This window comes from Pedobacter cryophilus (assembly GCF_005116455.1).
Taxonomy (GTDB): Bacteria; Bacteroidota; Bacteroidia; order Sphingobacteriales; family Sphingobacteriaceae; genus Pseudopedobacter; species Pseudopedobacter cryophilum.
Map to the genome: position 1 here is coordinate 441,657 of NZ_SWBP01000003.1, position 11,823 is coordinate 453,479.

The window sequence follows — 11,823 nt, forward strand, 5'->3', positions numbered from 1 at the left end:
TTTTTTTAGTTAGTTAGAGCGCCTAATATCCACTCGGCTTTAAGCTTGTTTTTTCTGATTTTATTTTCTGTTTCTATTAGTTTTTCCTGAGTTTCTATCAGCTTACTTTCTCTGGCATTAATTAAAAACAGTGAGCTATCACCAAACTTAAATCTCATTTCTTCTCCTTCTACTAACTTTTTATTGGCCTCAACAGATTGTTTAATAATGACTAACTGAGCTTTTAAAGTAGTAGCCTCTGCCCTGTTTTGATTAAATTTTACTTCTAAATTATTACGCACCAAACTTTGTTCGTACTCGGTATCTTTAATTTTGAGCTTAGCTTCTGCTAAATCGCCTCTGGCAGTTGTAAAAGTGAGTGGGAAAGAAAATTGCAACCCTATTTTATTATTATTTTCCCAATAATTTCTATTGATATTTCTAAACGCACTTTGCCCAGTATTTAAAAGCCCAACTTGTAAATCCAAAGTTGGTCTTAAACTTTCTGCTTTCAATCTTTTTTCAACTTCTAAATCTCTAAGCTTAAACCCATAACTTAATAATTTAGGGTTGTTTGTAATAGCTGGATTTAACGTTTGAGGAATTTCTATTTCTTGTTTTTGAGGCAATATGTTTAACTTTTCTATATCAACAGGTTGATTTTGGGGCAACCACATAAACGAACCTAAATCATATAATGCGCTTTTTAAATTAAGTTGCGCTTGTTGTAATTGTATTTGCCTTTGTTGAATTTGAGTAACTGCTTCAACAGTATCAATAGCTGGTCTATCTCCGCCAATAACACTGTTTTTTACAGCTTCATATCTTACCTCGGTTAACTTTAAAGCTTGTTCATAAATTAAAGTGATTTGGTAGCTGTTTTGCCAGTATAAATAAGCTTCACCGGCATCCAAAATCAAATCGTTAATAATTAATAACTGTTGGTTGGCACTTGCTTCTTTAAAAATATTTGCTTGTTTTACCGCAGCCCTACGCTTGTCTATTAACAAACCTTTACCTAAAGACATATTTAAACCAATAAAACTTAAACCTTCTGCTGGCAACCTACTTTCTGGGTTAATGTAAACACCTTCTGCTTCAGAATAATTCCCTTTTAACTCTAAACCATACCAAAGTGGCAATTTTATTTCTGGTGTTAAAAATTGATAATATTCTGTTCCATCATAAACTTTTTGTTCAAAATTGGCAGATAGTTTAGGATCAAAATTTCCCCAGGCTTGTTTCATCCTGGCTTTAGCCAAACTTTCTACCAAATTAGCTTGCATAGCCACCGGATGATACTTTTTAATAATTTCTTTAAACTGATTCCAAGTTAAAGTGTCTGTATTTTGTTGCGCACAAACAGTTAGAAAAGAGGTGAGTAATAATAAAATTAAAATGATACTTTTTCTCATTTTTTAGCCTCCTTAGCGCTAGAAGTTGCATTGTTATTATTATTACCAGAAGTATAATATTCTGGCGGAAAGCCATTTAGTTTACGCCATAGTTCATAAATAACTGGTACATCTTTAAGTAAGGCAATTCCTTTAGCTCCAGATCCGTAGCTAAGCATGGTAGGCCAAGGTTTTTCATTTTCATCGGGTATAACCCAAGCTCTAAATTTACCATTGATACTGATAGAAGGATCAACAGTTGCTATTTTACCTCCAAAAGTTCCATAAGATGAATTTGGCCAACCCGAGAAAACAATAGCTGGGAAACCATCAAACTGTAACCTTACTTTTTGGCCCTTGTTTACTAAGGGTAAATCAAATGGGTCTATAAAAATCTCTACTGCCTCTTCAAATTGAACAGGTACTATTTCTAATAGCGGGTCTCCATCTTTTACAGTTTCGCCAATGCCCGATTTACTTGTTCTAATTACCTGACCAGATTGTGGCGCAATAATCACATAAAAGCCTCTTCTAATACTATAATTGCTTAATTGATTTTTTAATTTGGCAATTTCGCTTTGCGTAGTAGCCATTTCTGATAATGTAGAAAATCTATCACCCGTTGTTTTCAGAATTTTTTCGGCATATTCTTGATCAATAGCTGCCCTATCAATTTTAACGTTTAAAAGTTCGTTTTTACTATTGTAAAACTTGTTTTCAGCTCCAATTTTTTTGGATAAAGCATCTTGATAAGCTTGTTGACGTTGCTCAAACTCGGTTAATGATTTTAAACCTGCATCATATAATTGCTTTTGACGGGCCAATTGTTGATCAGCAATTTTTAATTGATTTTGTGCTGCCAAATAACTAATACTATCAGATTGTACCAATAAAGTGTATTGCTTTACTTTGTTAGCCAACTGATTTAATTTTAAAATCCGCGAAGTTTCTAAAGTAACGGCTTGAGAGCTTGTGGCATCTGCTTTATTTTGATAAAAATCTATAGAAGCATCTTTAGCTTTTATTTGCTCATCAACCCTAATTAATTGAGATGGATCTAAATAATCTTCTTTAATCTCGGTTATCAATGCTAAAGTATCTCCTTTTTGTACTAATTGGCCATCTTTTACTCTCCATTCAGAAATTCTACCAGCAATAATGCTGTTTATTTGCTGAGGGCGCTGTTTAGGGTTTAAGGTAGAAATTTGGCCTGTAGATTGTATATTTTGGGTCCATGGCAAACATAAAACGATAACCAAACCAACAATCGTAAAAATTATCCATCTATTTCGTCTGCCATATCCTTTTGGCTCAATCATTACAGTTTCTAATGATTTGAATTTGCCAAAAGCATCAGCTGGTATTTTATTTTCTAAAAACATTTAATTTTAAATTGTACTAGTTTTAAATATTTCGTTATCTAAATATAATTTCTTATTGCATTTGCTAATAAAATCTTCATCATTAGTGACAACTAACAAGGTAAATTGTTGATTTTCGTTTGTTAAATATGAAATAATTTGCTTTCTGATGCTAGGCTCAATACCTCCCCAAGTATCTTCCACTAATAAAAGCGATGGTTTATTTACTAAACATCTAGCTAATAAAATCTTTTGTACTGTATTGTAAGATTGCTTTTTACCTTGCGGATCTAAATGAAGTTGATAACCTTGTTGTTGACCAGTTATAAATTCTTCTAACCCAACTATTTTACAAACTAAGTCTAAATCATTAAAATTTACGTTTTTGTTGCCTATTGTAATGTTTTCTAAAAGTGTTCCACTAAACAACTCATCATCAGCAAAAAGCGTAGCAATATTTTGGTAAAGAATTTTCTTAGGTACCATTTTAATAGCCAAGCCATTGAATAAAATATTTCCAGAAAAATCTGGATAAATGCCTGCTAAAAGTTTCAATAAAGTAGATTTTCCTGTACCTTCTAAGCCTGTTATACAAACTTTTTCACCTTCTTTAATCTCAAAATTTACGTTTTTAATAATAGGTCTTTTGTTTGGATAAGCAAATGACAAATCATTGGCTTTAATGCTTACACCTAATTTTTTAGGAATATTTTGATTTAGTACTAAATCAGCACTTTCATCTTGAGGCTTATCTAAAACCTTGTTAAGTTTTTCTAAAGCTGTTAAAACGTCATAAACCACCTCTAAATTAACGATGAGCTTTTCTATAGAGTTTAAAATAGTGATGATGATAATTTCTGAAGCTATAAATTGCCCTAAGTTAATTTGTTGCTCTATAAACAAGTAAGAACCAATAATTAGCATGGCGGCCGTGATTAACACTTTGAAAATGATAAGCACCCTGTATTGTAAAATAAGAACCATAAAATGTGAGGTTCTTGATGATAAGTAGCCAGACACCAGTTTATCTGTTTTTTCTAAATGAAGTTCATTATGCTGGTGAAATTTAAATGTTTTTATTGCTCTTGATACTTCTTCTAACCAATGAGCTACATCATATTTATAATCAGACTCTACCATGCTAGTTTTAAATCCTTTAGCGCTGGTAAAGTAAAAAATCATGTAAACTAAGCTGCAAACTATCAACGCAAAAACAATAAATACCGGATGATAAAAGCATAACAATATTAAACCAAACAAGATTTGTATACTGGCAGCCGGAAAGTCTAATAAAAGCTTAGAGAAACCTTTTTGGAGGTTAGCGGTATCAAAAAACCTATTCACTAACTCAGGCAAATAATAATCATCAATACTAATAAGGCTAATTTTTGGAATGCGATAAGCATAAGCAAAAGTTAATCTGGTAAATATTCTTTGTTGAATGCGTTCTATCACTCGCATTTGTGCAACTTGTAAAATGCCCGTAAAAAGCACCCCAAGTACAACCACACCTATTAAAACAATTAATGATGTACTTACGGTTGCACCAAATAATAAATTTGTAATTGCTTGTATACCTAATGGAAGAGATAATAATATAAAACCGCTTATAATTGCATAAAAATAAACAAAGCCTATTTCTTTTCGCTCTAAACTAACCAGTTGATAAAATCTTTTAACTGCCTTTCTTATTGAATAATTTTCTTTTTCCGATATCATGCGCTAACCAGGTATATTTTTTCTTGAATTTGATAAGATAATTTGTGCTTTTAAATCAATTTGATAAGTAGCTTGGCTAATGTATTCAATAGTTTCATATAAATATTTATGTAGCTCAATAATTCTACTTTCCCTTGATCTTACATATTCCTCATCATCTGAATGAGCTATTATTTTTTGCTCGTGATATTTAATTGCGACATGAATGATTTGAATAATTATTCTCTCAGCATCTTTAGTTAAAAACTCGTCATTTAAAATATCTAAAATCATTTCCTTTTAATATTCACCAAATGTAAATCAGACTATCCATATATTATTATTTATATTTGTTATGCAAATCATTAATAAATTTTATGAATTACACTTTACATCAGTTACAAGTTTTTTTAAAGATTGTAGAGACAAAAAGTATTACAAAAGCAGCCAAAGAGCTTTTTCTTAGTCAACCAGCTGTTTCTATTCAATTCAAAAATTTTCAAGATCAATTTGAGATTTCGTTAATAGATGTAATTGGCAAGCAAATACATATTACAGACTTTGGCAATGAGATAGCTAAAATGGCCGAAAGAATTATTAATGAAGTTTACACCATAAATTATAAAACACTGGCATATAAGGGCATCTTATCTGGCAGATTAAAACTTGCAATAGTATCTACCGGTAAATATATTATGCCTTACTTTCTTTCTGATTTTCTAAAAAAAAATGAAGGAATTGATTTGAGTATGGATGTAACCAACAAATCCAAAGTTTTAGAAAGTTTAGAAAACAATGAAGTAGATTTTGCCTTAGTTTCCTTACTTCCATATACTATAAAGGTTAATGAAGAAATATTGATGGCTAATCAACTTCACTTAGTAGGAAACAGAAATCATCAATTCAAAGAAAATATTCAGAAAAAATCAATCTTTAATGAGATCCCTCTTATATACCGAGAATTGGGATCTGGAACCAGATTAATTATGGAAAGCTTTTTTGAAAGCAGCAAAGTTAATATTAGAAAAAAAATAGAATTAACCTCAAATGAAGCTGTTAAACAAGCTGTTATTGCCGGCTTAGGTTATTCTATTATGCCTTTAATTGGCATACATAATGAGTTAGTTAATGGTGATTTAGAAATTATTAAAGTTGATGGATTACCTATTACTTCTAATTGGAGGTTAATATGGCTAAAGAACAAAAAACTATCACCAGTAGCACAAAGTTTTTTAGAATATACCAGAGAAAACAAAACACAAATTCTTGAAAAACATTTTAGCTGGTTAAATGATATTTAGAATTAATTAAATGTTGTGTTAAACATTATAAACAAAAGATGCTTGAACTTTCTTTTCACCAAAAGTATCAATCTCTGCCACTTCTTCTAAAAACAAATCCCAATCTCCATCGGTAAATAAATTCCCTTCGTATTCTCTAATTTCATCATGATAATGAAAATACCATTCTTCTAATTCATCTAAACCATCTAAAGTATAAGACCTTACACTAAAGCCGTCTTCATTAAATTGTGCCAACCATATACTTGTTAAATTAGCTATTGAAGTTTGAATTTGGAACTCAATTTCAAAGGAATCAGAAAACTCGGGTAAGTTTTCCAAAAAATCTTTTACCATCGTAGATTTTGCCAATTCATTTGGTGTAATAATTTCTTTGTCTTCTATCAATTGATAAAACTCTAATAAGTAATTTTGATAGCGAGTAAGCAGACTTCGGTAAATGGTATTCATCTCTAATTTATTTTTTCCAAAAGTAATATTATTTAAGGTTTTTCTATTTGCTTAAAACGATTAATAATGGCTCAAGCAAAGTAAAAAAATCATAAAAACAGGTTTTCAACATTTCTTATTTGCTCACATGTAGTACAGAATCGAAAAAAATATCTAATTTTGAATCCCGTACAAACAAATTTAAAAAATGCCTTTTTAGCGCTTCTTTTTAATTTTTAAAACACAAAATTCATCATGACTAAGTATATTTTTGTTACGGGAGGCGTTACATCGTCTTTAGGAAAAGGTATTATTTCCGCTTCATTAGCTAAACTCTTACAAGCCAGAGGTTACCGCGTAACTATCCAAAAATTTGATCCCTATATTAATATAGATCCAGGAACTTTAAACCCTTATGAACATGGCGAATGTTATGTTACCGAGGATGGTGCCGAAACAGATTTAGATTTAGGGCATTACGAACGTTTCTTAAATGTACCAACCACACAAGCCAACAACATTACCACCGGTAGAATTTATCAAAACGTAATTAATAAGGAAAGAGAAGGCGCTTACTTAGGTAAAACTGTACAAGTAGTACCTCATATTACCGATGAAATAAAAAGAAATATGCGCCTTTTAGGCGAAAGTGGCGATTATGATATTGTAATTACAGAATTAGGCGGAACCGTAGGTGATATTGAATCTTTACCTTTTATAGAAGCAGTAAGACAGTTGAAATGGGAAGTAGGCTCTAATAATGCAATTGTTATTCATCTAACCCTAATTCCATTTTTGGCTGCAGCCGGAGAATTAAAAACTAAACCTACACAACACTCGGTTAAAATGTTGTTAGAATATGGTATTCAACCAGATATTTTAGTTTGCCGTACAGAACATCATATTTCTCAAGACATCAGAAAAAAGATAGCCCTGTTTTGTAACGTAAACATTAATGCAGTAATAGAATCTATAGATGCTAAAACCATTTATGATGTGCCTTTACTGATGTTAAAAGAGCAATTAGACCGTACTGTACTTTCTAAATTAAAACTTCCTTTAAAAAATGAGCCTGATTTAGAAAGCTGGAAAGATTTTTTAGGCCGACTTAAAAACCCTACTGCTGAAATTAGAGTGGGATTAGTGGGTAAATATGTAGAATTACCTGATGCTTATAAATCTATTACAGAATCTTTTATTCATGCTGGCGCACAAAATGAGTGCAAAGTTAGAGTAGAATGCATTCACTCTGAAGGCATTACAGAAGAAAATGTAAAAGCTAAATTGAGCCATTTAGATGGCGTATTGGTTGCCCCAGGTTTTGGAAACAGAGGAATTGAAGGAAAAATAATTGCTATTCAGTTTGTAAGAGAAAACAACATCCCATTTTTTGGAATTTGTTTAGGAATGCAATGTGCTGTAATTGAATTTGGCAGAAATGTTTTGGGTCTTACTCATGCTCATAGTACAGAAATGGATGAAAGCACAGAACATGCTGTTATTTCTATGATGGAAGAACAGAAAAAAATTACCCTAAAAGGTGGCACCATGAGACTAGGTTCTTATACTTGCGAGCTTAAAAAAGGAACAAAAGCACATGCTATTTACGGAAAATCTAAAATTACTGAGCGCCATAGACACCGTTATGAATTTAATAATGATTTCTTAACTCAATATGAAAATGCTGGTATGATAGCCTCTGGGATTAATCCAGAGAATAATTTGGTAGAAATAATAGAGCTTAAAAGTCATCCTTATTTTGTAGCCGCACAATTTCACCCAGAATTAAAATCAACAGTGGCTAATCCTCACCCACTTTTTGTTAAATTTGTCGCCGCTTCAATAGAATACGCTAGAAAGAAAAATTAAAAAAGAGGATTTAAACAACAATAATGGATAGAAATACATTTACAGGATTATTCCTGATATTAATAATTTTAGTAGGATCAACCTTTCTTTTAAAACCATCATCAGAAGAAATAAAGTTAGAAGAAGCAAGGACAAAAGCGAAGCAAGATTCTATAGCTTTATCTCAAGGAAAGCCAAGCAATATTTCAAAAAATGTTGCTACAACACCTACAGCAACTTTAGCTATAAATGATTCTTCAAAAATTAGTTCTACTAACTTTAATGAAGAATTAATCACTTTAGAAAACAACCTTATTAAATTAAGCATTTCTAACAAAGGTGGCAGAATAGCAAGTGTTGAAATCAAAAACGAAAAAACTTTTGCAGGCAAACCAGTAGTTCTTTTTAATAATGAAGACACTAATTTTGGCTTAAGCTACAAAACCAACGTTGCTACCGTAAATACCAACAACTTACTTTTTAATAAAATAAGTACTGATGACAAGCGAGTGGTAATGCAAATGCTTAACGTTGATGGATCTGCAATTAATTACATCTACTCTTTAGCTCCAAACTCTAATAAAGTTGATTTTAACATTGAATTAAAAGGCTTTCAAAACAAAATATCAGACACTAATTTGTTGTTAAATTGGGATACAAAACTATTACAACAAGAAAAAGATATTAAGAATGAAAGAATGTACTCTACAACTTACTACAAAGAAACAGTAGAAGGTGTAGATTATTTAAGCGAAAGTGAAGATGAAGAGCTAATACTAGATAAGGGGAAAATTGAATGGGTATCATTTAAACAACACTTTTTTTCTGGAGCATTAATTTCTAAAGATGGTTTTAGCAAAGCTGAAGTAAAAATAAAAACACTTGCTGATAGCTCAGCAGTTAAAGCTTACGCAGCCCAGTTAACCTTACCTTATAAAAATCAAGATAACAGTCGTTATGAAATGCAGTTCTATTTTGGTTCTAACAAGTTTAGTCAGTTAAAAGATCAAGGACATGATTTAGATGCTCAGGTAAAAATGGGTTGGGGTCCTTTAAAATGGATTAACAGATTTTTAGTACTGCCTATTTTTAACTTTTTTGAAACTTTAAACCTAGGTTATGGCTTAATTATTCTTTTATTAACTGTTATTTTAAAATCTGTTTTATTTCCATTTACTTACAAGTCTTATTTATCTATGGCTAAAATGAGGGTGTTAAAACCTGAGATGGATGAGATCAAGAAAAAAGTAGGTGAAGGAAATCAAGCACTGGTTCAACAAGAGTATCTAAAACTTTATAAACAAGCAGGTGTAAACCCATTAGGCGGATGCTTACCAATGGTTTTTCAAATGCCTTTTATTCTTGCCTTTTTCTATTTCTTTCCTAACCTTTTTGAATTAAGACAAGAGAGCTTTTTATGGATGAAAGATCTTTCTACTTTTGATGAGTTAATCACTTTCCCAACCATTCCACTATTAGGCTGGAATCACATTAGTTTAATGTGTTTATTGATGACCATCTCCACCCTTATTTATACTTACTTTAACAACCAAGTTTCGGGCGTACAGGGGCAAATGAAATATATTGGCTACATCACTCCAATTATATTTTTTGGTGTCTTAAATAGCTACCCTGCTGGTTTAAATTACTATTACTTTTTAGCTAACGTTTTAACCTTTACTCAGCAATATTTTATCAGAAGATTTGTTGATGATGATAAAATCCATGCTCAAATTCAGGAAAATAAAAAGAAGCCCGAATCAGCTAAAAAGAAAGGTGGCTTTCAAAAGAAAATGGAAGATATGATGCGCCAACAACAACAAATACAACAACAAAAGAAAAAATAAACTATAGGTAGTTTTTTAAAATCCCTGATTCGTTTAAAATGTTTCAGGGATTTTTTTTTGACCCAAATCACTCATTAATTCCCCAACAAGAATAAATTTCCTCATAACGAGAAAAAATTACACACCACTAAAGCTATCTAAAAACATTCTTTCTATTCTCAATCTAAATGTTGATAAAAATCGTTAATGAAAGCAAAAAATAAAAAAGCAAAAATAAAACGAAAAAATGTGATTATTATTCAATAAAAAACGAATATAAAAAATATAAAAACTTGTTTATTAGCTATTTATAGAAAATAAACATCAATTTAAAATGATTAAAATTTAATCTTGTTGAAGGTAATTTATTAGACTTCTTTTCATCTGATGATTTAAAATCAAAAAATTTACAACTAATTAAAATATACTTTCGTATACCAATCTTTCGGCATCTTTTATGTCTATATAATAATAGTTAAAGAAATAGAATTATGACACTAGTAGAAAAAACCACTGTACCAGTTAGAAAAAGAATTCTTCTTGTTGATGATGAAATTGCCATACTTAAATTGTTAGAATTCATTCTAAAAAAAGATTATGAATTGGTGATAAAAGATAATGGATTTGATGCCTTAACTTGGTTAGATAGCGGCAACATTCCTGATCTAATTATATCTGATATGGAGATGCCTTACTTTAATGGCGCCGATTTGGTAAGATCTTTAAAAGTAAGTGGTTACTTTAGAGATGTGCCTGTTATTGTACTTTCTGGATCTGATTCTTTAGAAAACATTAAAACAAGAATTCCTTACCCAATTAATGAATTAATGTCTAAACCTTTTAATCCAGGAATATTAAAGGAAAAAATAAAAATTATATTAAATTAGCAAATGCAATTTTCGAACGTTAACGTTTCTAACAACTCTTTTAATGACGCTAAAATTAATGTTCTTTACTTTTCTGATCTTATAGAAACTGATCTTTTATCAGGTTTTGATAATTCGGAGTTCAATTTAAAAAAAGCCGATAGCATTTCTAATTTAAAGCTTTTAACCCAAAAGCTATCAATAAATGATTTAAGTACTATTATTTTATTAGAAGTAGACCCTTCTAAATTTTTGGAAATTCAGGAATTTATTCTCCTTCTAAAAAATAATTGGATTACTAAAAACTTAATCACTATTTTTCTTTTAACAGAAAAAAACCCTCCTATAGTAAAAAAAGCTTTAGAACTTGGTGTAAGTGATTGTTATACTTCACCCATTCCTTTTGAAGATGTAAAAGAAAGATTAAAATTCTTAACCTTTTATAAGGTTTTACGTTCACAGGTTAATCAATTATCTCAGGTAACTCATGTAGAATATCATATCCCAGTTGGAAAAAGATTTTTAGACATTACGCTGTCTTCTTTGGCATTAATTTGCATATCTCCTGTACTTCTTGTGGTAGCTGCTATTATTAAATTAGACTCTCCAGGACCCATTTTTTACACCAGTAAAAGAGTAGGAACCGGATATAAGATATTTAATTTTTACAAGTTTAGATCTATGAGAGTTGGAGCAGAAGCTGAGGTTGCCAGCCTTGCTCATAAAAACCAATATGGTAATTCAACCTTTTTTAAGGTTGAAAATGATCCAAGAATCACAAAGCTAGGCTCTTTTTTAAGAGGCACCAGTATAGATGAATTACCACAATTATTAAATGTTTTAAAAGGCGATATGTCTTTAGTTGGCAACAGACCTTTACCGCTTTATGAAGCAGAACAGTTAACTACTAATGAATGGTCTATGCGTTTTTTAGGTCCGGCTGGTTTAACTGGCTTATGGCAAATAAGTAAAAGAGGTAAAAAAGATATGTCTGAAGTAGAAAGAAAAGAGTTAGATAACTTTTACGCTAAAAACTATTCTTTGTGGCTGGATATTAAAATTATCTTTAAAACTATTCCTGCTTTACTACAAAAAGAGAAAGTTTAAGATTTTTCTATTTT

10 protein-coding genes are annotated in these 11,823 nt (G+C 30.8%); 5 read left to right on the forward strand and 5 right to left on the reverse strand.

The window, feature by feature from the left end:
- Positions 1-5: 5 nt before the first annotated feature.
- Genes FA046_RS11025 through FA046_RS11040 form a run of 4 tightly spaced genes read right to left on the reverse strand, consistent with a single transcriptional unit; the run spans position 6 to position 4,726 of the window.
- The gene (locus tag FA046_RS11025; RefSeq protein WP_136826468.1) at positions 6-1,394 is read right to left on the reverse strand and encodes a TolC family protein; all 1,389 of its coding nucleotides are present in this window, start codon (positions 1,392-1,394) and stop codon (positions 6-8) included.
- A complete protein-coding gene (locus FA046_RS11030) occupies positions 1,391-2,755 on the reverse strand; it encodes an HlyD family secretion protein (protein ID WP_136826470.1) in 1,365 nt (454 codons plus the stop codon). The genes FA046_RS11025 and FA046_RS11030 overlap by 4 nt, the downstream gene beginning before the upstream one ends.
- A gap of 6 nt (positions 2,756-2,761) precedes the next feature.
- Positions 2,762-4,453 carry a peptidase domain-containing ABC transporter gene (locus FA046_RS11035; RefSeq protein WP_136826472.1) on the reverse strand — a complete coding sequence of 564 codons (1,692 nt, stop codon included), beginning with the start codon at positions 4,451-4,453 and terminating at the stop codon, positions 2,762-2,764.
- Positions 4,454-4,456: 3 nt separating this feature from the next.
- Positions 4,457-4,726 carry a hypothetical protein gene (locus FA046_RS11040; protein WP_136826474.1) on the reverse strand — a complete coding sequence of 90 codons (270 nt, stop codon included), beginning with the start codon at positions 4,724-4,726 and terminating at the stop codon, positions 4,457-4,459.
- Positions 4,727-4,809: 83 nt separating this feature from the next.
- Between FA046_RS11040 and FA046_RS11045 the strand changes: the two genes are divergently transcribed.
- Positions 4,810-5,733, forward strand: a complete 924-nt coding sequence (locus tag FA046_RS11045; protein ID WP_136826476.1) for a LysR family transcriptional regulator — start codon at positions 4,810-4,812, stop codon at positions 5,731-5,733.
- Positions 5,734-5,751: 18 nt separating this feature from the next.
- Here FA046_RS11045 and FA046_RS11050 read toward each other — a convergent pair whose 3' ends face one another.
- Complete coding sequence (locus FA046_RS11050; RefSeq protein WP_136826478.1) at positions 5,752-6,183, reverse strand: hypothetical protein; 432 nt, start codon at positions 6,181-6,183, stop codon at positions 5,752-5,754.
- A 234-nt stretch (positions 6,184-6,417) separates the two neighbouring features.
- On the opposite strand from FA046_RS11050, the gene FA046_RS11055 reads away from it, so the two are divergent.
- From FA046_RS11055 to FA046_RS11070, 4 genes are all read left to right on the forward strand, one after another.
- A complete protein-coding gene (locus tag FA046_RS11055) occupies positions 6,418-8,031 on the forward strand; it encodes a CTP synthase (RefSeq protein WP_136826480.1) in 1,614 nt (537 codons plus the stop codon).
- 23 nt (positions 8,032-8,054) lie between these two features.
- On the forward strand, positions 8,055-9,857 hold the full coding sequence (gene yidC, locus FA046_RS11060) for a membrane protein insertase YidC (protein ID WP_136826482.1): 1,803 nt from the start codon (positions 8,055-8,057) through the stop codon (positions 9,855-9,857).
- A 470-nt stretch (positions 9,858-10,327) separates the two neighbouring features.
- A complete protein-coding gene (locus FA046_RS11065; RefSeq protein WP_136826483.1) occupies positions 10,328-10,723 on the forward strand; it encodes a response regulator in 396 nt (131 codons plus the stop codon).
- A gap of 3 nt (positions 10,724-10,726) precedes the next feature.
- Positions 10,727-11,809, forward strand: coding sequence for a sugar transferase (locus FA046_RS11070; protein ID WP_136826485.1), 1,083 nt, complete (start codon positions 10,727-10,729; stop codon positions 11,807-11,809).
- Positions 11,810-11,823 lie beyond the last annotated feature (14 nt).